At 57.1% G+C, this 22,356-nt stretch carries 19 protein-coding genes and 1 riboswitch; of the genes, 3 read left to right on the top strand and 16 right to left on the bottom strand.

Features of this window, described 5'->3' with window-relative positions:
- Window positions 1-73: 73 nt before the first annotated feature.
- From BLP93_RS10710 to BLP93_RS10690, 5 genes are all read right to left on the bottom strand, one after another.
- Window positions 74-2,143, bottom strand: coding sequence for a ribonucleoside triphosphate reductase (locus BLP93_RS10710; protein WP_092121224.1), 2,070 nt, complete (start codon window positions 2,141-2,143; stop codon window positions 74-76).
- 1 nt (window position 2,144) lies between these two features.
- Window positions 2,145-2,786, bottom strand: a complete 642-nt coding sequence (locus BLP93_RS10705; protein ID WP_092121221.1) for an anaerobic ribonucleoside-triphosphate reductase activating protein — start codon at window positions 2,784-2,786, stop codon at window positions 2,145-2,147.
- Window positions 2,787-2,842: 56 nt separating this feature from the next.
- Window positions 2,843-3,032, bottom strand: a riboswitch (cobalamin riboswitch).
- Window positions 3,033-3,131: 99 nt separating this feature from the next.
- Window positions 3,132-3,656: a hypothetical protein gene (locus BLP93_RS10700; RefSeq protein ID WP_092121218.1), complete on the bottom strand. Its 525-nt coding sequence runs from the start codon at window positions 3,654-3,656 to the stop codon at window positions 3,132-3,134.
- Between the two features lie 55 nt (window positions 3,657-3,711).
- Window positions 3,712-4,077, bottom strand: coding sequence for a cupin domain-containing protein (locus BLP93_RS10695; protein WP_092121215.1), 366 nt, complete (start codon window positions 4,075-4,077; stop codon window positions 3,712-3,714).
- Window positions 4,078-4,116: 39 nt separating this feature from the next.
- Window positions 4,117-5,280, bottom strand: coding sequence for a divergent polysaccharide deacetylase family protein (locus BLP93_RS10690; RefSeq protein WP_161946291.1), 1,164 nt, complete (start codon window positions 5,278-5,280; stop codon window positions 4,117-4,119).
- Here BLP93_RS10690 and BLP93_RS17035 point away from each other — a divergent pair.
- On the top strand, window positions 5,273-5,710 hold the full coding sequence (locus BLP93_RS17035) for a hypothetical protein (protein WP_161946290.1): 438 nt from the start codon (window positions 5,273-5,275) through the stop codon (window positions 5,708-5,710). The genes BLP93_RS10690 and BLP93_RS17035 overlap by 8 nt on opposite strands.
- Before the next feature lie 298 nt (window positions 5,711-6,008).
- Here BLP93_RS17035 and BLP93_RS10685 read toward each other — a convergent pair whose 3' ends face one another.
- The 3 genes from BLP93_RS10685 to BLP93_RS10675 all read right to left on the bottom strand — a co-directional run bounded on the left by BLP93_RS10685 (window position 6,009) and on the right by BLP93_RS10675 (window position 9,378).
- Window positions 6,009-7,280, bottom strand: a complete 1,272-nt coding sequence (locus tag BLP93_RS10685; protein WP_092121209.1) for a S41 family peptidase — start codon at window positions 7,278-7,280, stop codon at window positions 6,009-6,011.
- Window positions 7,281-7,519: 239 nt separating this feature from the next.
- Complete coding sequence (locus tag BLP93_RS10680) at window positions 7,520-8,638, bottom strand: murein hydrolase activator EnvC family protein (RefSeq protein WP_161946289.1); 1,119 nt, start codon at window positions 8,636-8,638, stop codon at window positions 7,520-7,522.
- Between the two features lie 83 nt (window positions 8,639-8,721).
- Window positions 8,722-9,378 carry an endonuclease III domain-containing protein gene (locus BLP93_RS10675; RefSeq protein ID WP_092121203.1) on the bottom strand — a complete coding sequence of 219 codons (657 nt, stop codon included), beginning with the start codon at window positions 9,376-9,378 and terminating at the stop codon, window positions 8,722-8,724.
- 433 nt (window positions 9,379-9,811) lie between these two features.
- On the opposite strand from BLP93_RS10675, the gene tpx reads away from it, so the two are divergent.
- Window positions 9,812-10,327 carry a thiol peroxidase gene (tpx, locus tag BLP93_RS10670; protein ID WP_092121200.1) on the top strand — a complete coding sequence of 172 codons (516 nt, stop codon included), beginning with the start codon at window positions 9,812-9,814 and terminating at the stop codon, window positions 10,325-10,327.
- A 285-nt stretch (window positions 10,328-10,612) separates the two neighbouring features.
- Here tpx and BLP93_RS10660 read toward each other — a convergent pair whose 3' ends face one another.
- A complete protein-coding gene (locus tag BLP93_RS10660; protein WP_092121194.1) occupies window positions 10,613-11,851 on the bottom strand; it encodes a glycosyltransferase family 4 protein in 1,239 nt (412 codons plus the stop codon).
- A gap of 1,092 nt (window positions 11,852-12,943) precedes the next feature.
- Here BLP93_RS10660 and BLP93_RS10650 point away from each other — a divergent pair.
- Window positions 12,944-13,942: a hypothetical protein gene (locus tag BLP93_RS10650; protein WP_092121188.1), complete on the top strand. Its 999-nt coding sequence runs from the start codon at window positions 12,944-12,946 to the stop codon at window positions 13,940-13,942.
- A 283-nt stretch (window positions 13,943-14,225) separates the two neighbouring features.
- Here BLP93_RS10650 and BLP93_RS10645 read toward each other — a convergent pair whose 3' ends face one another.
- The 7 genes from BLP93_RS10645 to BLP93_RS10615 are packed head-to-tail and all read right to left on the bottom strand — an operon-like array spanning window position 14,226 to window position 22,203.
- On the bottom strand, window positions 14,226-17,063 hold the full coding sequence (locus tag BLP93_RS10645) for a chemotaxis protein CheA (protein WP_092121185.1): 2,838 nt from the start codon (window positions 17,061-17,063) through the stop codon (window positions 14,226-14,228).
- A gap of 34 nt (window positions 17,064-17,097) precedes the next feature.
- The gene (locus tag BLP93_RS10640; RefSeq protein ID WP_092121182.1) at window positions 17,098-17,463 is read right to left on the bottom strand and encodes a response regulator; all 366 of its coding nucleotides are present in this window, start codon (window positions 17,461-17,463) and stop codon (window positions 17,098-17,100) included.
- A gap of 9 nt (window positions 17,464-17,472) precedes the next feature.
- On the bottom strand, window positions 17,473-18,189 hold the full coding sequence (locus tag BLP93_RS10635) for a chemotaxis protein CheW (protein ID WP_092121179.1): 717 nt from the start codon (window positions 18,187-18,189) through the stop codon (window positions 17,473-17,475).
- Entirely contained in the window at window positions 18,186-18,953 is a 768-nt protein-coding gene (locus tag BLP93_RS10630) for a ParA family protein (RefSeq protein ID WP_092121176.1), read from the bottom strand. Before BLP93_RS10630 ends, BLP93_RS10635 begins: the two co-directional genes overlap by 4 nt.
- 5 nt (window positions 18,954-18,958) lie before the next feature.
- Complete coding sequence (locus BLP93_RS10625; protein ID WP_092121173.1) at window positions 18,959-19,375, bottom strand: PilZ domain-containing protein; 417 nt, start codon at window positions 19,373-19,375, stop codon at window positions 18,959-18,961.
- 18 nt (window positions 19,376-19,393) lie between these two features.
- On the bottom strand, window positions 19,394-20,248 hold the full coding sequence (locus BLP93_RS10620) for a CheR family methyltransferase (RefSeq protein ID WP_092121170.1): 855 nt from the start codon (window positions 20,246-20,248) through the stop codon (window positions 19,394-19,396).
- Window positions 20,245-22,203, bottom strand: a complete 1,959-nt coding sequence (locus BLP93_RS10615; protein ID WP_092121167.1) for a HEAT repeat domain-containing protein — start codon at window positions 22,201-22,203, stop codon at window positions 20,245-20,247. Before BLP93_RS10615 ends, BLP93_RS10620 begins: the two co-directional genes overlap by 4 nt.
- Between the last annotated feature and the right edge of the window lie 153 nt (window positions 22,204-22,356).

The raw sequence follows: 22,356 nt of genomic DNA, 5'->3' as shown, positions 1-22,356 counted from the left end.
GTTTTTATATTCGGCACAGGCCAATGAAATCCAAAAGGCCCTGTTCAAACGAACAGGGCCTTTTTTTAATCCTTCAGCAAGCATCCGCGGACAATCCCGCGAACACCTTGCGTTCCGCGTATTCTGCCTGTTTGCCGCGGTTCCACATTTGGACCGGGCGGTAGTAGCCGACGACTCGGGTGTAGACCTCCGCCGGTTCGCCGCATTGCGGGCAGGCGGGGTGTTCGCCGGAGAGATAGCCATGGTCCTTGCATACGGAAAAGGTCGGAGTGATGGAGATGTAGGGGAGTTTCGTGAGCGACATGGCCTTGATCAGGAATGCCTTCAGGGAATCCGGGTCGGCCACCGATTCGCCCAGGAAGGTATGGAAGACCGTGCCTCCGGTATAGAGGGTCTGAAGCTGGTTCTGGTGCTCAAGTGCGGCGAAGACGTCCAGCCCGAGATCCACGGGCAGGGCGGTGGAATTGGTGTAATACGGAACGCCGTTGCCCGAGGCCTTGATGCCGGCGTACAGCGCCTTGTCCAGCTTGGCCAGGCGGTAGCTGACTCCTTCCGCCGGGGTGGCTTCCAGGTTGTAGAGATTGCCGGTCTCCTCCTGGAAGCGCCGGGTCAGTTCCTGGAGGTGGAACAGGATTTTGCGCATCAGGCGGATGCCGGCGGAGGATTCGATGCCCTTGCCCAGCAGGTTGAGACAGGCTTCATGGCCGCCAATCAGGCCGATGGTCGAGAAATGGCCCCGAAAGCCGTTCTTGAGGTACCGCTTGGTAAAGGGGAACATGCCCCGTTCCAGGTTGTCGTTGATCAGCTTGCGCTTGAATTCCAGGCTTTCCCTGGCCAGTTCAGCATACTCAGTGATCAGATCCAGAAAGTCTTCCTCGTCATGGGCCAGGAAGGCCAGTTTGGGCAGGTTCAGGGTCACCACGCCGATGGAGCCGGTCAGGTCGCCGGCACCGAAAAGTCCCCCGACCTTCTTGCGCAGTTCGCGCAGGTCCATCTGCAGCCGGCAGCACATGGAGCGCACATCCTCCGGCTTGAAGTCCGAATTGATGAAGTTCTGGAAGTAGGGAACGCCGTACTTGGCGGTCAGTTGCAGCAGCAGTCTGCCGACCTGCGTCTCCCAGGGAAAGTCCTCGGTCACGTTGTACGTGGGGATGGGGAAGGAGAAAATGCGGCCGTGGTAATCGCCCTGAAGCATCACTTCCAGGAAGGCCCGGTTGATCATTTCCATTTCCTCGGGAAAATCACCGTAGGTCAGGCTGTCGTCGGGCTTGCCGCCGATGATCACGGCTTCCGAGGCCAAGTGTTTGGGCGCGACGAGATCGAAGCTCAGGTTGGTGAACGGACTCTGTCCTCCCCAGCGGGACGTGGTGTTCAGGTTGAACACGAATTTTTGCACGGCCTGCCGGACCTGGGCGTAGTCCAGGCCGTCGTGGCGGATGAAGGGAGCCAGATAGGTGTCCACATTGTTGAAGGCCTGGGCACCGGCCCATTCGTTTTGCAAGGTGCCCAGGAAATTGACCATCTGGCCCATTGCGGAGTCGAAATGCCTGGGCGGTCCGGCGGATGAACGCCCCTCGAGGTTGAATCCTTCCAGAAGCAGGTCGCGCAGACTCCAGCCTGCGCAATATCCGGCAAGTCCGAAGGACAGGTCATGGATGTGGAAATATCCGTGTTCGTGGGCCTGACGCACTTCCACGGGGTATTTTTCCAGGGCGTATCGGGCCTGGACCGTGCCTGAGAGGTGCAGCATCAGCCCCTGAAAGGAGTGGGACATGTTCGCGTTCTCTGCCACGCGCCAATCGGACTTGTTCACGTAGGCGTCGATGGTGTCCGTGATGTCCAGGAACGCCGCCTTCTGTTCCCGGATCTGGCGACGTTTTTCCCGGTAAAGAATATACCGCTTGGCCACGTCGAACTGTCGCGACTGCATCAGGGCAGCCTCAACCTGGTCCTGAACCTGCTCCTGGTCCGGAATCACCAGACCTGCTTCCATAAGCCGCTTTTCCACATTGCGGGCCAATCGATCGGCCAAAAGAGCGTCCTGGATTCCACAGGCCTTCAGCGCTTTGAAAATTGCCGCGGCTATCCTGTCCACGGCCCAGGTCTCGGTTCGGCCATCACGTTTGCAAATGTGGGTCAGCATGTCATCTCCTCTCAATAACTGTTGCGGGGGTTTTGAAACGTTGCATTTGCAACACAAATCCCGGAGGCGGAAGGTGTTGCATCGCGTTCAGGTCGTCCTGTGTCAGTTCCGGAACCAGCGTGGTTCGGAACTGAAACGAGCCGGGTTTGTCTCGAGCTAATGCAAAAATTTGCTTCATATTGGCTCTGGCCTGTTCAGGGGTCGCCCTGTTGCCGGTTAGAAGCGGATATTTCGACCAGGGTCCCTTGATGTCCACGGCCACCAGGTCGACTGCCTCGGCGGTCACGGTGCGTTCAATCACTGCAGGATGCATACCGTTGGTATCAAGCTTGATGGGCAAGCCGACATGCGCTCGAAGATCGGCCAGCCATTCCGGCAGGTCCGCGGACAAGGCGGCCTCGCCGCCGGTCACGACCAAGCCGTCCAGCCAGGAAGATCGTTTTCGAAGAAGATCCATGACTTGGGAGCGGGGGAGGCAGGGGGTGTTCCAGGTTTCCCAGGCCAGCTGGAAATTGTGGCAGGTGGGGCAGCGCAGGTCGCAGCCTCCCAGAAATAATACGGCGCTTACACGACCGGGCCAGTCGCACAAACTCATCGGCTCCAGGCCACGTAGCCTGGACCAGGGGGAACCGTGTTCCTGCATAGAATCAGTCGAGCCGGGCAGCTCAGGAATGCTCGCTCCCAACATCCTCGTGCGGGGCGAAAAATGCTCTTCAGGCAGGTCTTCTGACTCATCCCCCCCCGTTACGGCAGGCCTTCCCGGAACACGGCTCCAGTGGCAATCGCAACACCGTCGGGTTGCATGGGATTTACAGCGGCGGGACCGTCCCGGAGTTGCACCGGGTTCTCTCTTGGCGCCCCTCGGGCGACCTGAAGAAAAAGAATGCGTACTTATTGCCAGCGCCATCCTGGAGTGTCCACGAGAACCTGCACGGCAAAGCAAAACTAGTTAGGAATAAAGATGGGGGATGTCCATGGCGAAATTAGTTTAGATCTTGGTCAGAGCGCCTTCATGAGCGAAAAAAACTCGTGTTCGCTCTCCGGAACGCTGTTTTGCGGGCAGATCCTCCACGGTGTACTGTTCGTGAGGGGTCAGCGTCATATTGTAGCCGAACGTCACCTGCAAGAAAGAAGATCGGCTGAGCTGGTCCGGCCGCAATGTGAAGGCGAACTGGATTCCCTTCTCGGAATCCAAGGGCAGACCGGTAAAAATGGTCAGGTCCTGAGCCAGAACACGTCCCTTATCGTCGCTGAGGTACACGGCCAGCCAAAGATCCTCGATCCAGTGCAGATCGGAAGCAAGATTTTCCAGAACCGGTTCGGCCTTGCCCACAAGAGTGTAGCGTCCTTGGGCGGGATGAGCGGTGTAGGTGAATTTCCAAAACCGCATCTCCAACTGCTGCTGAGAGTTCAGAATCCATGGCTGCCGCTGGAGATGGCCGACACTGGAATAGGAGCATCCCGTCAGCAGAAAAATGCAGATGATGACGGCGAAACGGCATATATGGCGCACGATTATCCCTCCTCCTCGTCGCTGCCACGATGGGGCCTGATGATGGGCGACGCAGTCAAACTTCATGATTCCCCTCACGTGATGCAGCACGCACCTGTTCCGGAAAACTGCCGTGCACTGCCAGCCAGACGCATGGCGGTTCGGTGCTTGTGCTTTCCACCCTGTGGCGCAGTCGAGCGGGAAGAAACAGATAGTCCCCGGCCTGAAGTCGGCGGGTGATTCCGTTCTCGAAGCGGACTCGGGCTTCACCTTGCAGCAATGCCACCCATTCGTCCAGTTCCTGATCGTACCAGAATCCGGGCGGGGAGGCATGTCCCCGGGAAATAATTCGTTCAATCCGCAGTTCCCGACCTTCAGCAAGCAGCTCGATGACTTCCTCGTCGGACTGATGTTCCGGGATGGTGAATAGATTTGAAGACATGCGTGATCAATGGCGGCTGTGGGTACCAAGTTGATATGGTCACCGAACGGCCAGGGCCTGTTGTGAAACCAGCGAACGCAGTGAAACCACGTACACCCGGGCATCTCGTTCCTTTTCCCAGATCTTCAAGGCTTCCAGCGTCTCTGGGTAGGGATGGCCAATGGCTATGACCTTGCCCGTGGAATGCGCCAGCTGCTCGGCCTTGCGAAGCTGAAAGAGGATCGCCTGGACGTTCGGGATATTGTCCAGGAATATGTGGCGTCGGAGGTTCTCCAGTCCGATTTTGCGGGCCTGCTTTTCGGCAACGGAGTTGCCCGTGGTCAGACTGTCCAAAAAGAACAGATTGCGGTGTTGCAGTTCCCGGAGCACGGCGGCCATGCCCTGATCATCGGCGGTGAACCGCGACCCCATGTGGTTGTTCACCCCGATGGCCTGGGGAACCTGCGCAAGGTTGGTTCGCATGATCGAAAGAATCTGTTCCTCGGACATGCCCACGAAGAGGGCGCCGGGACCGGGGTCCGCCCGGTGCGGATAATCCAGGGGCTCCATGGGCTGGTGCAGCAGGATGTCCCGACCCGCGGCAGCGCCGATCCTGGCCACCTCCCGGGTTTCGGAACTGTGCGGCAGGATGGCGAAAGTGACCGGAAATGACAGGGCGGCCAGTTCCCTGGCCTGCTGCACGCTCTCGCCCAGGTCGTCAATGATCACCACCAGGCGCGGACCAGTTCCTGGCGGAGAGGGTTTGGGAGGCGGTGGGGGCTTGCGGCTGCTCTCCTCCAGGAACAGGGTGTGGGTGGGCAGGTTCATCAAGCTGATGCGCCACTCCTGTTTCCCGGCATCCGTGCGCACCAGCTCCAGCTTGGCGTTATCCACCCATAAATCCAGATTCCGGCCGAGTGCCCGCACAAAGTCCTGGGCTTCCTGGTTGAGGCTGATGGAAAGGGATTGGGTATGGTACTTCCGGTTGTTTCGGGTTTTCATCTGGATATCCAGGTGACGAACCGTACGTGGATCCAGGTTCAGAGCCATTATGGTCTGGACCAGTGCCAGATCGACTTCCTTGATCTGCTGCTCCAGGACTTCGCCGTCAAAGACTTCGTAGACGCGGCCCTGGTGCCGCGAAGGAACAGCTGTCGGCGATTCCGGTACGACCTTGGCCCGCACGTGGCTGGAGCTGGTGGGCGGTTGAACCAGCTTGGCCACTTCCGGTCCAGGGGCCGGAGAGGCCGTGGCGGGGACCGCGGCTGGTGTTGCCCGGGAGGGTCGGCGGACGGGCGCGTCGGGAGCGGTGGCCGTCCGAGTTGCCACTGGCGGGGAGGATATGGAGGCCGTCGGTTTCGGTGCTGAGACCACGGCAGGAGCAAGGTTCTCCAAGGGCGACAGGTTTAATGCCCAGACCATGGTGATGGCCGTCAGACCGGTGGCAAAAGCAAGAAGGGCCAACCATGTTCTGGAAAAGCGCTTTTTTGATGAACGCTTCCGTCCAGACTTGCTCGGCTGTTTGGAAGCGGTTTTTTTTCCTTTGGCCGCTCCCTTGCCCGTCCCCTTCGCGCCCGCGGTAGTTGAGCGTGATGGAGATTTTGCACTCTTCTTCGTTGTTTTGCCGGTCATTGCCTACTACGTATCCGTGTGATCGCAAACTGCTCAGCCGTGTTCCGGCTTGTCTCGTTTCGGCCTCGCAAATCCTCCGCCGGCTTCGTAACTTCGAACCATTGCCTGAATAAACAACATTTGACGCTTCAGGCGTCCAGCAATGGTTCGATGAATGAATCCTGGCTCAGTCAGACAGGCGATGCCAAAAAAAACGGACAAGCCGGAACACTCCATGTCTTATTGGTGAAATGGCTGAGTAGTTACGTGTGATCTTCAGTTTCATCCGCGTGAGGGCGCTTCGGGAATACGGCAAATACTCTGGGGCCCCTTGCGACGGATTACCGTAATGCTTTCAGCCTCGGCATGGCCTTGACCATTTCCAGGGCCATCCGCAACTGGTTGTCCCGTTCCAACATTTCCTGAACTTGGGTTTTCGGAGGATCAAGCTCACTTTGCTGTTCCGTGCCGTTCTCCAGGTGCCGGATCAGGTCGCCTTCGCGCATGATGGTCATTCGGGCTTCCTGCTCGTTGTTCTGGGCGATGAAGGGGACGAAAATGTCCGGATCAATGCCCTTGGCCTGGATGGAGCGCCCGCTGGGCGTGTAATAGACCGCGGTGGTCAGTTTGATCCCGGAACCGTCGGCCAGGGGAATGATGGTCTGAACGGAGCCCTTGCCGAAGGTCTGCTCGCCGAGGATCAGTGCCCGGCCGTGGTCCTGGAGGGCTCCGGCGACGATCTCCGAAGCGGATGCGGAACCGGCGTTGATCAGGACGACCATGGGCGAATCCACGTCCAGCACGTTCCTGGAAGCTTCAAAATTCATCTCGGACTGCGAGACCTTGCCCTTGGTGTAGACGATCTGTCCTTCGCTCAGAAAGGCATCCGCCACGGCCACGGCTTGGTTCAGCAATCCGCCTGGATTGTTGCGCAGATCCAGGATCAGGCCTGAATGGGGCGTCTGGCCGGCCTTGGCCAGGGCGGCGCGCAGATCATCCATGGTGGTTTCCTTGAAGCTCGTCAGACGGATCAGCAGGACACCTTGCTCGAGTTCAAAGAGCTTGACCGTGTGTACGGGGATAACGTCCCTGGCAATGGTCACGGTTCTGGAAACCGACTCGCCTTTGGAAAGGACGGTCAGTTCGACGGTGGTGCCGCGAGGACCTCGAATCTGCTTCACCGCGTCCATGATGGTGATGTCCACGGTGGATTCGCCGTTGATTTCCAGGATGTGATCGCCGGACTTGAGGCCTTCGCGGAAAGCGGGGGTGTCTTCGATGGGAGAGACAACGGTCAGCTTGCCGTCGACGATGGAGATTTCAATTCCGATCCCGCTGAATTCGCCGGATGTATCGATCTGCATTTCTCGAAAGGCGTCCTGGGTCATGAAGCTGGAATGGGGATCCAGTTCCTGAAGCATGCCGCGAATGGCGCCTTGGATCATTTCATTGCGGTCCACGTCCTGAACATAATAACGCTCCACCAGATCCAGAACCTGGCTGAAGCGTTTCAGGGGAGAGTATCGGTCCTCGTCCGTGGCCATGCTCTGGCCAAAGGTGACGGCAAGGAAAAAAAGAAGCATCAGGGTGCCAACCCAGTGGACAACCCGCATAATTACCTCCGAGTACATTTAAGTAAAGAATGTTGATTATTGATGAACATTGTATCTTCCAGATTCCGATCGTGTGACCGGAATTGGACAGGATGTCTTGAAATTGCGGCCACGCATGTCCGGCTGAGCAGGAAAGCTCCGAAGCCCACGAAGGGGGCGAGGACCGCGGTAAGGTGCTCGGCTTTGGATGAATCGTTGCTGAACATTCATGGTTTCAGCGCCATGATAAGACATGAAGATTACTTGGCAACCAGCCAGTTGTCAGGATTAACGGGATTTTGGTGAAAACGCAATTCAAAATACAGACCCGGCCCGTCAACCTTGGGGTAGTAGCCGGCCTGCCCGAGTTTTTCATCCTTATCCACATCCTGGCCCACGCTGACCACGGCATTGTTCAAGAAAGCGTAAAGGCTGTAGTAGTCCTGGCCGTGATAAACGATCACCACATGACCGTAGCCCCGGAGCAGGTCGCTGTGCACCACCTTGCCCGGGGAGATGGCGCGCACCGGGTCGTTTTTCCCCATCTGCAGGCTCAGCCCGCGGTGGGGAGGTGAAGCCTGAGGTTGGAAGCCCTGGACGATTCGACCTTGCCCGGGCCAGGACATCCGGCCTTGCTGATCCGAGAATGTCTTACTGGCCAGCGTCTGCAACTGGTAATTCAGGTCAGCGATGCTTTGCAGGATTTCCTTGACCTGTTCCTCCGTGGAAATCTTCTGGGCGCGCACTTCCTGAACCCGTCGCAGGAAATCCAACTTTTGGGCCAGGAGCTGATCCTTGCCCTTATTGATTCGAATGATCTGCGCATCGATCTCGGCCCTGGATCTCTCCAGCCGCACCTGTCCCAAAGCCAGTTCCCGGGCTTGTGCCTGGAGGCGCTCGATACGCTCCTGGACCAGCCCGTAGATCCGGGACAGCCAGTGAAACTGGCGATCCGCCTCGTCCCAAGACGTCAAATCCTGAAGTTTTGATTCAATCCCTTGCAGATGCACCGGCCAGAGCAACGTGAGCAGGTTGCGCAATTCTTCTCCGGTTTGGGTTCTTTCCTGGACCAGGTCCCGGTACTCGCTTTGAATACGATTTTCTTCATGCCGCAGTCGGACAAGTTCCGTTTCCAGGTCCTGGATTTCATCCGTGGTTCTCCTGATTCGGACTTCCACATCCTGCAGATTGCCGAACAGTTTCCGCTCCTGTTCCGTGAGTCCCTGCAGGATTTTTTCATGAGTATGGGCATCGCGTTGTTTCTCTTCAAGTGATTGAACAATGCTCTCGGAAGTCTTGGGTGAAGCGTAAACCCGCGGACCCAGGAAAAGTCCGGCAAGAAGGGCAAGCAAAAAAATCACCGGGGTGATCGGGCTCAAGAAGCATCCACGTTTACGGCCTCCGGGTAAAGGTTTACTGAAGAAGTTGAATTTCATTTCGGTTCCGGACATCTGGAGACACATCATGGGAGATGTGCCGCCAACGGGCAGGTTGAACATTTCGGTTCCCGCTTGCGACACCATTCTTTTCCGACCCGGACGAGCAGAGCATGGTATTCATTATACTTGTCCGTCTCAGGCTGAACATGGCGCATGAACATCGCCTGCAACTCTTCGTAGCGTACATCCTCGGGAATCAGCCCGTGGCGGTTGCAGATTCTTGCCGTATAGGCATCGACTACAAAAACCGGACGATCCAGGGCGTACAACAGGATACTGTCCGCGGTTTCCGGACCGATCCCCCGAACGGACAGCAGTTTTTCCCGCAGGCTGAATGTTTCCTGAGCATCGAACGCGGCAAAATCAAATGCGACTTCGGTTTTCAAGAAATCCAGGAAATCCCTGATCTTCCTGGTCTTCTGGCGAAAAAAGCCTGAGGGACGGATACAGGTCTCCAGCAACGCGTCCGGAGCCAGGTGAAGTCGTTCTGGATCCAGCAATTCCTGGGCTCGCAGGTTGTCGATGGCTTTTCGGACATTGGTCCAGTTCGTGTTCTGGGTCAAAATGGCGCCCAGGGCCATTTCGAACGGACTATGGGCCGGCCACCACCCGCTCGGTCCGAGCAGGGCGAGCATGGCATCAAACATGTCGCTGAACAGCTGATCGGAGGGGGCGGCCATTATGAAACGTCGCCACGCAAGAGGATACGAGCGATTTTGGAACGGTTGGACAGGAGCTGTACAAGGGGTATTTGGAATACTAATGGTTTTCTGATTGAATTGTTCATGGCTAGCAGGTAGGATTTTTGCATAAATATCGGCCGATGATGTTCAGTCTGGAGTATCCTCAGTCTGGAATATCCTCAGTCTGGATTATCCCCATGTCAGGCATTTGGAGAATATAACGGATATGAGGACAAGGCTAGTGGTCGGAGGCGCTCGATCCTTCCATGCTGATCATTTTCATCCTTCGGATCTTGGCTGAGAGTGTGAAATCCAGCGAATGCCGCCGGGCCTGCCGCAGGATCCCGGCAATAATCGAAGCATCCCGTCGCGAGGGTTCTTGCGGCGGGCATGTTTCTCCTCGAACCATACTTCAACAAGGAGCACGGCAATGAAAGAACGCTTTGGAATGGTCACTCTGAAGGGACAGCCCGTAACCCTCTTGGGAAACAGCCTCAAGGAAGGCGATAGCGCACCGGATTTTCATGTCACGGACAATGACTTCAAGCCTTTCAGCTTTGCTTCCCTGGAAGATAAAATTTCCATCATCACTTCGGTTCCCTCCCTTGATACTCCCATCTGCGATCTGGAGGCCCGGCGATTCAACCAGGAAGCCGCCGCCTTGGGCGAGAACATCCGGATTTTGGTCGTCAGCATGGATCTGCCTTTTGCCCAGAAGCGCTGGTGCGCCGCGGCCGGCGTGTCCAATCTTCTCACCTTGTCGGATCACCAGCAGGCTTCCTTTGGTACGGAATACGGAGTGTTGATCAAGGAACTGCGTCTCTTGGCCCGTTCCGTGTTCATCGTCGATCGTCAGAAGATCATTCGCTATATCGAACTGGTTAAGGAAGTCGGACAGGAGCCGAATTACGATCTGGCCCTGGATGTCGCCAGGAAACTGGTCTGAAATGCCGGGAGCCGGATGCCGTCCGCATCCGGCTCCAAGTATCCTCCAGACACCGAAACAAAAGGCGCTGCTGGGGCGTGGGATTCAATCGGTTGCAGGTCTGCGGAATATTCCAGCAGCTTGCGCGGATACTTGCACAGCAGGCGGGGCATGGACATGTGGATGCCGTTTTCCCGGCAGGCGCGGACAATTTTGCATTCAGGATCCAGTTGCTTTTGAAGTACGCGAACTGCCTCCCTTGGCCGGATTAGTTTTCGGAGGGAAGCAAATTCGTGAACGGCCCGTTCATTCATCCTCCACCGGCTTGTGCGCGGGGCTTTGCTTTTTTCCGACAAACCGGTTCCTTCCACGCCAGGCTGCCATGGCATAAATGTCCAGTGTCTTTCGGGCAGCCGCGGTCCAGGAAAAGCGTTGCTGGTTTTTGTAGCCTTTGGCGACCAGCTGTGTTCGGAGCTCTTCGTCCGAGAGGAGATGGGCCAAGGTCGCGGCCATGTCCAGAACCTGTTCCGGATCGAAGTACACGGCGCTTTCCCCGGCCACTTCCGGTAACGCGCCGCGTTGGGCGCAGGCAACGGGCGTGCCCATAGTCTGGGCTTCCAGGAGCGGCAGCCCGAATCCTTCATACAGCGACGGGAAGACGAACAGTTCCGCCTTTTCCATGAGGCGCATTACGTTGGCGCGAGGCAGGAAGCCGGTGATCCGTACCCGATCCGTCATGTTCCACCGTGCAATCGCCGCGTCCGTGGCCCCGTCCCGCGGCAGATGTCCGGCCAGGACGAGGTTGTGCGGAAAGGACGGAGCAATGCGTGCAAAGGCCTCGATCAGGCGCGGAATATTTTTGTGGGACGATTGGCTGGCAAAGGCCAAAATATATGGTCCGTCGATTTCCCCGGGCTGATCGGGCGTATCGGTGTCGGACGCAAATCCGGATTGTTCGGACAAAATATCGTCACGCAGGTCAGATGCAAGGGGTACAACATGAATCCGATCCAATGGCAGGCCTAGGTGGCGGTGGATTTCCCCGCGGGAAAACTCGGAATTCGTGATCACCGCTCGGGTGGCGTAGGCGCCGCGGCGGACCAGGAACGCCAGGATCACGCGTTTCAAGAGCGGCATGCTCCGGCCGTGGCCCTTGATATTGATGTCGTGGATGGTGACCACGCTGGGGCAGGAGTTGAAGATCGGACTCACATTCCCAAGGGAGTGCATCAGGTCCAGGTCGTGTTCGCGGGCCATGGCCGGCAGCCTGGTCTGCTCAAAAGCCAGCCGTTGCAGGCGGTTCGTGGCCCGAACCGGGCAGATCACCCGCCGTATGACCGGGATTTCAGGCAGGGGCCACCGGGCGCTCTCCTGGTTCATAAAGACAACGTATTCCAGCTGATCGTCCACCTCGGCCAGCCCTCGCAGTAAGCCGGAGGCGTAGGTTTCCGTGCCGCCGACGATTCCGGGCAGAAGATAGAGCAGGTTCAGACCGATGCGTATGGGACGGCGAGTCATCCCGGAATTAAGTGAAATGGTTTTCATCCGTGGCGTGTATCCGATGTTTGCAGATCATGCATTGATGATTTTGAGTCGCCTGTTTCGTCGTCCTTCGATCCGAGCAGGGTCCGGAAAATAATGCCCGCGGTGTGGTCCCAATCCAAGGTCTTGCGGACGGCACGGTTCAGTGCGGTGCAGATTCGCTGCTTTACGGGAAGGATGGGCAGCAGACGGTGCACCTAATCCACGCCCAGATGGGGTTACGCTGATCTTGACTTCCGGAGCGATCAGGACCTGGAGGATCTTCCGGAGGACGAACTCATGTCCGTGAGCATTTGCGCCGCCCCGCGCCACGGTTTTCGGCAGTTTCCGATCCAGAAGCGCCAACTGTTCTCGTGGATGGTATTCCGGGGAAAAGGATGAAGGACAAATCGTGGATGGTGGCGTGTCTGGCCTTCATGGGCGTTTGGAGGTAGTTGGGGCCGTGGAGCAGACTGGTTGCGGCTTATAATTTTTGATTTCGATTTCGATTATGTGCAGCTTCGCTTCAGGAGGATTTGAATCATCCTGTAATCAAGAGGTTAAATCAAGAACGAAATTGTCCGTGGCATGGGGTTCCAGGTGGACAAGCTGAAAATTTGACCATAAAGAACAGCTTCGCGCAAGGGCGGCAAATACGAGCCCCGGACGAGGTTTTTTTCCTCTGTACACGTTCTACCTTTTCTTCGCGGCCAGAACATGTCCAACACGCTTTGGCCGCTGTTGTCCACCTTCGCGGTGGTGACCGGAGTCCAGCTCTCAGCGGACTGCTCGCTGACATGCTTTACAAGTTTTCTATTACGAGAAATTCAAGGATAAATCCTACACTATCCGGATGTCATTGATCGTTGACAAGGTAATGATTCTGATTTGCGTTCAATTTGAGACGATTATCCAGTGCATTCCTAAGTCGAAATCGCAATCGCAATCGCAATCGAAAACCGACCAGACCTTGAATCTATTGTAATACCGATTACGATTTCGATACCGATTACGATTACGATTGAGGTTCTGACAAGTATGAGTCTGTACTAATGAGATACCCGAGCAGATGCGAAATACCTAATTAGCTGCTCGGGTGACTGGGAGCGAGTGATCATGATCAGAGGAGAATTCGAGGTGTTGTTTGCCCCGGATGCTGTTTTGTCGGCACTGGGGCTGGCGGTGTTCCTGCTGTTCGCGCTTTCCGCCATGGGAGCGGGTAGCGTGGCCGTGCTGACGGCATTTAGCGGGCGGAAGAAAACCAAGGTCTTCGCGGACAAGCTGGCCAAGCAGATGGCCGAATTCGGCGTGATCGTGCTGGGGTTGTGCCTGATACTGATTTCCATTCGCTGGGGACTGTGGACCTTTGCCGATTGGGAGGTTTCATCGATCTGGCGGCGATTCTATCATCTTTTCTTCGACATTCCCGGGCATCTGGCCTTTGTGGCCACTTTGACATCCATCATTTTCACCCGGGTATGGAAACAGAAAAAGAAGAGTTCGTCGGTGCACTACGTTCTGGGATCGCTTTCCATGCTGGTCTGGCTCGCGACCCTGATGCTTTTCGTTTTGGGGTGGCTGGAAACCCGGGCTGATGTTCCGATGCAGCAAATGGATCTTCACGCCCTGCCGGCGCTCCTGCTGGAGCCTTTGCCCTGGCTGATCTTTGCCCAAGGGCTGTTTCTGGGGCTGGCCCTGGCCGGAGGAATGGGGATGGTGTACCTGGTGATCCGCCGGAACAGGGAAGACTACGGCCGTGATTATTATGCATGGGCCGTCCGCTCCTGTGCGGGCAGGGCGCTCAGTTCCGGCATTGTCCAGGTCTTCTGGGGCGTGGCTCTTTATTTCGCGGCGACTCTGCCGTGGGCGGACATGGCCCTTCGAGATGTCGGCACATGGTCTGACTTGGCGGTTCAGGCCCTGTCCGCGTCACCGGCCTTCGCGCCCATGCTGATGTTCCTGGGCCTGTGTTTGTTGGCCTGGATCAGTCTGATCCCTCTGATCAAAAGCCAGACTCCGCTCCGTCTGAAAGGGATGATGTTCGTGCATCTCCTGTTCATCGCGGCCGGACTGACCTTCCTGGCAATGGCCTACGAGCGAATGCTCGGCATGTGATGACTGCTCATCCAGTTTGCCAGAAAATTGCTGGTATGATTAATTATACCGAAAGATTTTGGAAAGCAGGGAAAGATCTGCTTTCCAAAAGATTCTTGCTGCCCGCCGGGATAAAATGCCGTCAGGCGTGAAGCCTTTTGGCGGCTGCATCTTTCCAGCAGAAGCCAAAAATGATTTCTTCTTTGCGTCCTCTGTGCCTTGAGCGAAGCGGGCGGTTCACACTCAAGGTTTATTTCTTCCATCCTCGTCACGCAAAGGTTGCTTCAGCTTCTCCCCATCCCTCTTACGATCCCGAGACTCTGCCCTGGCGGGACGTGGCCATGGCGTAGATTTCATGAGGGTCGAGAATCAGGACTACGCTGCCGTCTCCCATGATGGTGGCGCCGGAAATGCCGTCGATGTCCCCCAGATAGGTACCCAGTGGTTTGATGACCACTTCCTGACGTTCCAGAAGACGATCCACCACCAGTCCAAGGCGGCGGTCATTGTCCGTGATAACGACCACGGGCAGAATTTCACGGTGGTTGTTGTTTTTTGGCAAACCCAGCAGATCCGTCAGTTCGACGATTCCCAGCACTTCATCCCGCAGGGTGATGGCCTTGCGGCCGCTGACATCCGTCAGCATCGACGTGTCAATCTTTGTGGTTTCGGAAACCGCGTCCAGGGGAATGGCGTAGATTGCCCCGGCCACGGTGACCATCAGGGCGTCGATAATGGCCAAGGTCAAAGGCAGAACCAGGGTCATTTTCGAACCCTTGCCCAGTTCCGAGGTCACGTTCACCGTGCCCTTGAGATTCTTGATGTTCGTCCGGACAACATCCATGCCCACGCCGCGTCCGGAGATGTCCGTGATCTGTTCCGCCGACGAAAAACCCGGCGCGAAAATCAGTTCGACCGCTTCCCGGTCATCCAGCCTGGCCGCCTCCTCCTCGCTCATCAAACCTTTCTTGACCGCCACCTTGCGCATTTTCGCCGGATCAATGCCTCGCCCGTCGTCCTCGACCTCGATGGCCACGGAGTTCCCCTTATGGTAGGCCCGCAGCCAGACCCGCCCGGTGGGAGGTTTTTCCGCGGCAAGGCGTTCCTCCCGGCCTTCGAGTCCATGGTCCATGGAATTGCGGATCAGGTGCACCAGAGGGTCGCCGATGACCTCGACGATGCTTTTGTCCAGCTCCGTTTCCTCCCCCTCGGTGATCAACTCCACATCCTTGCCGCTTTTTCGGCTCAGGTCCCGGACAAGGCGGGGAAACCTGGAAAAGACCGCGCTGACCGCCACCATCCGGACCTGCATGATGGTGTCCTGCAGGTCGTCCGAGATCCTGGCCATGGCGTAGGTGGATTCCGTCAGTTGCTGGGCCACCTGTTCCACCTGGTCCGGATTCTCCTCAAGGGACTTGGAGAGCATGGAAAAACGGTTGCGGTTGATGATCAGTTCGCCGATCAGGTTCATCAGATGGTCCAGCCGTTCATGGTCCACGCGGATGGTCGTGGAGGTCTTGGTCTTGGCGGCAGCCGCTGGTTGGGATGATGACGTGTCCGGCGGGCCGGACGATGCTTCCGTGCCGGCAGAGGCTGCGGGGGGGCCGGGGTCCGATCCAGGTTGTCCGGCCGGGGAGGCTGGGGCCAGGGGCTCTTGCGGGACCTCTGCCATGGATGGACCATCTGGGGCCGGACTTATGTTTTGCGTTGCTTCAAGCTGGGCGGACTTTTGCGGAATGACGGGAGTGGAATCGGCAGTCGCGGGTTCTCTCTCCGGCTCCGGCAAAGAACATGCATTGCGGCGCAAAACAGCCTCGACCATGTCCGCGATGATTTCCTGTTCCTGGTTCAGCAGATCCAGAAACATGTCGAAGCCCATGTCCGTGTTCCGGGCCTGATCCACAAGTTTGGCGGTGCGTTCCGCATAAACATGGAGTTCGTCAAACCCCATGTAGTTGGAGGAGTTCTGCAGGGTCAGCAGGGAGCGGTACAGGCCGTCAATGGTGTCTCTCTGGGTGCTGTCCTTGGCCAGCATGCTCAAGGCCAGACGCATGTTGTCCACCTGCTGACGAGCCGTGCTGGTGAAGATTTCCAGATCCTCGGAATCGATCCCGTCGAGATTCTCCATTACTTCGCACTGTGGTGTTGGGTCCGGCACACGGGGTTCCGGCTGGACTGGGTTGCCGGACATCGCGGTATCCGAAGCCGGGGCCGTTGTTTCAGGTTGGTCTTGGTTTGCCGCGGCTTCGCCAAGCCGGACTTGTCGCAGTCTGGCGATCATCGGCTGGACGTCCATGCGCGAGACGGTCATGGTCTGGTCATCAACCCTGGCAACCAGACTGTCCACCTGATCCGTGGCGGTCAGCAACAGGTCGATCAAGTCTCGTTCCAGGGACATTTCCCCTTTTCGCACCATGCCCAGCAGGCTTTCGGCTTCGTGGGCCAGGGCATTGAGTTCTGTAAATCCCAGCAAGCCGCTGTTGCCCTTGAGGTTGTGCATGTAGCGGAAGATGTCGTTGATCAGCTCGTCCTTTCCATCCGGAGAACGCTCCAATTCCAGCAAAGACCCATTCAGGTTGGCAACAATCTCATGGGCTTCTTCCAGGAAATCCGCCAAATGCTCGGCACTGACAGCGTTCAGGGCATACTGGTCGGAATCCGAAGGCGCGGGGGGTGGGGTGGAGACCACCGGCGCTTTCGGTTCTTGAGGCGTTGATGGGATCTGCACAGCGGCAGGAGAAGGGGAGCCGCCGTCCATTACTTCATTGATCCGATCCTTGATGCTCTGGGTATTCAGGCTGCCTTCCAGGCCGGTTGTCTCCAGGTTGTCGATCATGGTCCTCAGGGCGTCGGTGGTCGCCAGAATAATGTCCATGATGTCCGGATTGACCAGAAGTTTGCCTTTGCGCAGTTCGTCCAGGATGTTCTCGGCCTTGTGAGCCAGGTCGTTGATCTGGGGCAGCCCAAGGAAGCCGGAAGCGCCTTTGAGGGAATGCATCGGTCGGAAAATGGCGTCCAGAAGGCCGATGTCCCGCGGTTGCTTCTCCAGGAGCAGCAGGTTCGGCTCGATGGTTTCCAGGTGCTCCTTGGCCTCGATGATGAAGTCGGTGAATATTTCAGGATCTGAGAACTCTTGGCTCATGCGCGCACCTCTTGGAGCGGATGGGGAAAAAAGATCAACCGAGCAGCATTTTTACGTTGCGGACCAGCTTCTCCGGCTGAGCCGGCTTGACCATGTAGACATTGGCTCCCAGGCCGATCCCTTTCTGGATGTCTGCTTCTTGACCCTCGGTGGAGAGGACGATGATCGGGATGTCCCGAAAATTCTCCTGCTCGCGAACGTTCTTGATGAAGGTGAATCCGTCCATACGGGGCATGTTGATGTCGCTGATGATCAAATCGAGATCGGTTGCGGTAAAGAGTTTTTCCAGGCCGTCCATGCCGTCCTCGGCCATGGTCACTCGAAAACCTTCCCGTTTCATGATGAAGGCAACCAGATTGCGTACTGTCTTGGAGTCGTCGACGATGAGAATGTGCTTCACAAAAGAGCCTCATGGTTTGAGCAGGGATTGAACCAGGTGATCCAGGGAAAGAATGCTGATCAGGCGTTTGTTTTCAGCGCGGATCAGGCCGGCGATCATGTCGTTTTGCACGCCAAGCAATGATTCGACGCCCCAGTCGATGCGATCCTGGGCGATACGGTGCATTGTCGAGACCGCCTGGATTTGCAGTCCGACCTGCAGGCCGCCGTGGCGACAGACAATGACGAACATGTCTTTGCCTTCGGGTAATCTGAGTAGAGTGCGCAGGGAAATAAGAGGCGTCACTCTGCCTCGCAGATTGACCACACCCGAAAGAAAAGGCGGAGCTGACGGAAGTTTGGTCGCCTCCACGGCCCGGATGACTTCCTGGACAACATCGATGGGCAGTGCATAGTCCTGGTCAGCCAGCCGGAAGCCGATCAGCTGCAGGATGGGTTGTTCCCGCAGATTCTGGATGGGCGGAGCGACCGTGGCCGTTTTCACGGCGTCGGGGATTGTCGGTTCCGGGCTTGGAGAGGGAGCGACAGCGGCAGGGCCGGCCATGACCTGTTCCGGATGCGCGGCTTTGATTGCAGGACCATGATCCCGGGCCGGATCGTTGATGCCGAGATATTTGTTCAAGAACGCCACTTCCGCGGCTGTCGGCTCCATGGAATCCGTCGCACCGTCGCTGTTGGCTTCGGACAGCAACGGCTGGTCATTGAAATACTGTTCAAGCGTTTTCATGTGTTATTCAGCTCCCGGGCCAGTTGTCTGTAGCCTTGCGCTCCCCGCGAGGAGGGGGCGATTTCAAGAATGGTCCTGCCCATTCCGCTGGCTTCCCGAAATTTCGTATCCATCGGGATGACAGTCTCAAACACCTTGCCGACGGCTTTTTGCCGCAACAGGCGCAGAACGCGCTGGCAGGCCCCGGCCCGGCGATCGTACATCGTGGGCAGGATCATGAACTCGATGGGTTTGGGCAAGGCCTTGTTCAGCGTCTTCATGGTCGCGAAAATCAGGCGCACCCCATGCAAGGCAAGAAAATCGGTCTGCATGGGAATAATCACCAGATCGGACGCCACAAGCGCGTTGACCAGCAATATGCCGACATGGGGCGGGCAGTCCAGAATCACATGATCATACCGGGATCGCAGCAGTTCGATGGACTGCTTGAGAATGACGCCCTTGCCGGGCCTGTCCCGAAGATCCATCTCCAGTTCCGAGAGCCGGATGTGGCTCGGCGCGCAGTCGAAACCCACTGACGAAACCGGGGAAAGGAGTTTGTCCAGGATGGCGGCTCGGTTCTCTTTGCGTTCTTCCAGAAACAGGTCGTACAAAGTGACTCGTTCTTCTTCCGGATAGAACCCAAGATGGATGCTCGCGCAGGCATGGGGATCCAGGTCCATGACCAGAACCCGTCGGCCCATTTCCGCCAGACAGGCCCCCAGGCTCAAGGCCGTGGTGGTCTTGCCCACGCCGCCTTTCTGGTTGGCCACCGCCAGGATCATTGGGTTCACGTCGCGTCCCGCTGCTTGCGCAGTTCCTTGAGGATCAGGTTTTTCAAGGCTTGCCAGTCATCCTCGTAAATGTCGATAAATTTCAATCCCAGGGCATGGTCGTTCCCAAAGCCGCCACTCTCAACCCGGACGACTTCGGCCACGGCGATCAGGTGCTGGTCCGTATCGCTTTCGAACACCTTGAAAAAGCCGGGATGGAATTTGTTCAGGCTGGGGATGAAGATGGTGACCTGGAGTTTCTCTCCGATCTCAAAGCGTCGTGAACAGTGGACGAGCAGGCCGCCCTCGCTGATGTCCATGCTGTGCACTTCATAGGATCGCTGGGCATGCAAGGGGAAGGCGAACGCCTTAATTTTGACTTCAAACGGTTTGGCCAGACGTTCGTGAGCGCGTTTTTCCGATTCGTTTTGCATGAGAATTCCGTGGGTGCTTTAAGTATCCTTGAAGTAAACGATGCTGCCGGTGTGATACGTCGGCTTGAGCGTCCGGGATATGTGGTGCAGCGATTCGGAGTGGCCGATGAACAGGGCGCCTCCCGGAACAAGGTTGTCGTAGAATTCGCCGATAACTCTTTTTTTCATGGCATCGTCAAAATAGATGATCACATTGCGGCAAAAGATGATGTCGGAACGGGGCACCATTTTAACCTGGGCGCGGTCATTCAGGTTGAGCTGTCCGAAGGTGATCAGTTTTTTCAGATCCTGACAGACCTTGTAGCGGCCGGCCTCTTCGACGAAATACCTGGTGATGATTTCCTTGGGGGTGCTCCGGAGTGAATAATCGGAATAAACTCCCTGCCGGGCCGTGCGCAATACCGCCTCAGACAGGTCGTTGGCGGTGATGCGGATGTTCCAGGAGCTTGCCTCTGATTTCAGGACTTCATGAATGATGATCGCCAGGGTGTAGGGCTCCTCCCCGGTGGAGCAGCCCGCGGACCAGATATTCAGATTACGTCTTCCGGATTGCCTGAGACCATTCAGGATGCGGGGCAGGACGATGTCCTGAAAGACCTTGAGTTGCGGAGGATTGCGGTAGAAGCTTGTCTCGTTGGTTGTAATGACCTCGAACAGCCGGGGAAGTTCCTGACGTCGTCCGCTGTCGTACTTCAGGTAGTAGAGGTATTCGTTGACATCTTTGAGGTTCAGGGTCTTGATGCGGTTGAAAAGGCGGTTCTGGAGCAGGTATTTTCTGTTGTCGGGAATGAATATGCCGCACTGGGCATAAATGAAGTCCCGCATTTGTTGAAACTCGGAATCCTTCACGGCTGTATTCACTGCTCCGCTCATTGGCGAGACTGCTCCTCTTCGCGTTCCTGCAGCATGATGACGGCTTCTTCCGCGACGGCGACGAGTTCTTGATCGTCGGAGCCGAGCAGGGCGAGCAGCGTTTGAAAGGCGGCTTGGCCCCCGATCTGGCCCAAAGCTTCGACGACCTTGATGGACAGGATCGTGTTCTGTTCCTGCAGCAATGCGATCAGGTCGGGGACAGCGTCCAGTACCCGGCGGCCGGCCAGAGCTTCGACGGCGCGCACCCTGACCCAGTCGTCGCCGTCGCGAAGGGCCAACTTCAGGACGGGCACCACGTTGACTACGTCGCATACACAGACGCCCAGCAGGGTGACCAGGGTCAGGCGGACTTCCCGGTCTTCGTCATGAAGGCGCTGTGAAACAAGAGCGAAAATATCCTCCGTAAGGCCGCACAACTTGATGCCTGCCTCCAGGGCGGCCTTGCGTACCGCCGTGGATTCATCTTCCAGGGCCGTGCGAATCAGGTCCAGGTGGCTGTCGCATCCCAGGCTGCCAAGGCCAAGAATGGCCATGGCGCGCTTGGACGGGGCCGGCGAGGAAAACATCTGTTGGAATTGCTCGAGCAGCGATTCATGGCCCAGGGCAATGCAGCATTCCAGAGCGACCTCGCGTACGTCGGGATAGGGATGATCCAGTAGGGCGAAGATCCTGTCCGCGGTCTGGGCCGGGTCTTGGTTCCTGCCGTTGGGTCCGCTTAAAAAGCGCATGGCCTGCTTCAACACATGGCCGTCATTGTGTTTTTCCAGCAACGATGTAAAAAATGTAAAGGCTTCCTCTCCGGCCACGCTCAGCAGGGCATCCACCAGATCGCGCTGCACATCCCGGTTGTGCTTCCAGAAAACCTCCATCAGCAGTTGGCTGGATTCCGGTCCGGTCAGGCGGCGCAGCGTCTTGACCGCCAGGGAGAGGGACGCCGGATCGTCGCCCAGGATGGTCTGGCGCAGCGGCTCCATGGCTTTGATTTCCGCCAAAGCCGAGGCGATTTTTTCAAGACGATCCAGATCGGCATCCGAATCCGGATCCAGCTTCGCCGCCAGGGTAATGATCGGAAGCGCCGCTTCCTCGACGCGCAGCGATGCCAAACCCGAGATGGCCGCATCCTGGATTTCCACGTCCTCGTCGCTGAGCGCTGAAAGCAGGTATATCCGGAAGTTGACCTGTTCCAGGGCAGGGAGCAGGGACAAGGTCCGGCCGCCCATGATCTGGACCACGGCCTTGACAACCTTGTTGCGCAGGGCTGGAGGAGATTCCTCCAGTCGTTTGAGAAGAAGCGGAACGGATTTCAGGTTGCCCATTTCTCCCAGGGCGTCCACGATCATGGAGGCCACCAGATCCGTGGAATTGGGCATGGCTTTGATCAGGGCGTCTATGGAGGAGTCGTCCCGGATTTTCAGCAAGGCCTCGATCACAGAAAACTGGACCCATTCCTCGTCGTTCATGGCTTGATTCAGACAGCGAGCGGCTTCGGCATAGCCCAGGGCGCCCAGACTGACGGCCGCCTGATACCGAACATTGACATCCATGTCGTGCAGCAAGGCCTGACACAAATGCGGCACCGCAAGGATGTTTTTTGTGGAGCCGAGGATGTCGGACGCGAAAATGCGAATGTCCACGTCGTCATCGTCAAGCATGGAAAAGATGGTATTGACGTCCTGTTCGCTGATTTCGCGAAGGATATCCATGGCCAAGTTGCGCACCTGGGCATCCTCGATCCGCAGCAGAGGACAAAGTCCTCGCACGGCCTCAGCTCCGCCCAGTTGTCGCAGTGCCAGATCCGAGGCCTCCTGGACGCCCAGATTCGGGCTCCGCAACAAGGATATCAGCAGCGGCACAGTCTCGGAACAGCCATAATCTCCGGCGTCCTGAGCCGCCTCACGCAACATTTCCGGGTCGTTCGACCGGAGTTGTTGGATAATCTGGTCACAATCCGACATGGCATTCTCTTGAGCACGGTTGGAAGTTGAGCAAGTTGGACGTGAATATCAACAGGACCCGGATCCGGTTTCGCTTTCCTGTTCTGCATTGCGCAGGCCCGTGGAATGCCTCACGCAATGAACATTGTGGAAACCATTCTCCCCAACATGTTG

The sequence above is a fragment of the Desulfonatronum thiosulfatophilum genome (assembly GCF_900104215.1).
Classification (GTDB): Bacteria; Desulfobacterota; Desulfovibrionia; order Desulfovibrionales; family Desulfonatronaceae; genus Desulfonatronum; species Desulfonatronum thiosulfatophilum.
The sequence above is the reverse complement of the archived record's forward strand: the minus strand, read 5'-3'. Positions and strand labels throughout refer to the sequence as shown.

Bases quoted from the DNA above. Each gene is read 5' to 3' on its own strand.
- BLP93_RS10710 (WP_092121224.1), bottom strand. From the start codon at position 2,143: ATGCTGACCCACATTTGCAAACGTGATGGCCGAACCGAGACCTGGGCC.
- BLP93_RS10705 (WP_092121221.1), bottom strand. From the start codon at position 2,786: ATGCAGGAACACGGTTCCCCCTGGTCCAGGCTACGTGGCCTGGAGCCG.
- BLP93_RS10695 (WP_092121215.1), bottom strand. From the start codon at position 4,077: ATGTCTTCAAATCTATTCACCATCCCGGAACATCAGTCCGACGAGGAA.
- BLP93_RS10685 (WP_092121209.1), bottom strand. From the start codon at position 7,280: ATGCGGGTTGTCCACTGGGTTGGCACCCTGATGCTTCTTTTTTTCCTT.
- BLP93_RS10675 (WP_092121203.1), bottom strand. From the start codon at position 9,378: ATGGCCGCCCCCTCCGATCAGCTGTTCAGCGACATGTTTGATGCCATG.
- tpx (WP_092121200.1), top strand. From the start codon at position 9,812: ATGAAAGAACGCTTTGGAATGGTCACTCTGAAGGGACAGCCCGTAACC.
- BLP93_RS10660 (WP_092121194.1), bottom strand. From the start codon at position 11,851: ATGAAAACCATTTCACTTAATTCCGGGATGACTCGCCGTCCCATACGC.
- BLP93_RS10650 (WP_092121188.1), top strand. From the start codon at position 12,944: ATGATCAGAGGAGAATTCGAGGTGTTGTTTGCCCCGGATGCTGTTTTG.
- BLP93_RS10645 (WP_092121185.1), bottom strand. From the start codon at position 17,063: ATGAGCCAAGAGTTCTCAGATCCTGAAATATTCACCGACTTCATCATC.
- BLP93_RS10635 (WP_092121179.1), bottom strand. From the start codon at position 18,189: ATGAAAACGCTTGAACAGTATTTCAATGACCAGCCGTTGCTGTCCGAA.
- BLP93_RS10630 (WP_092121176.1), bottom strand. From the start codon at position 18,953: ATGATCCTGGCGGTGGCCAACCAGAAAGGCGGCGTGGGCAAGACCACC.
- BLP93_RS10625 (WP_092121173.1), bottom strand. From the start codon at position 19,375: ATGCAAAACGAATCGGAAAAACGCGCTCACGAACGTCTGGCCAAACCG.
- BLP93_RS10620 (WP_092121170.1), bottom strand. From the start codon at position 20,248: ATGAGCGGAGCAGTGAATACAGCCGTGAAGGATTCCGAGTTTCAACAA.
- BLP93_RS10615 (WP_092121167.1), bottom strand. From the start codon at position 22,203: ATGTCGGATTGTGACCAGATTATCCAACAACTCCGGTCGAACGACCCG.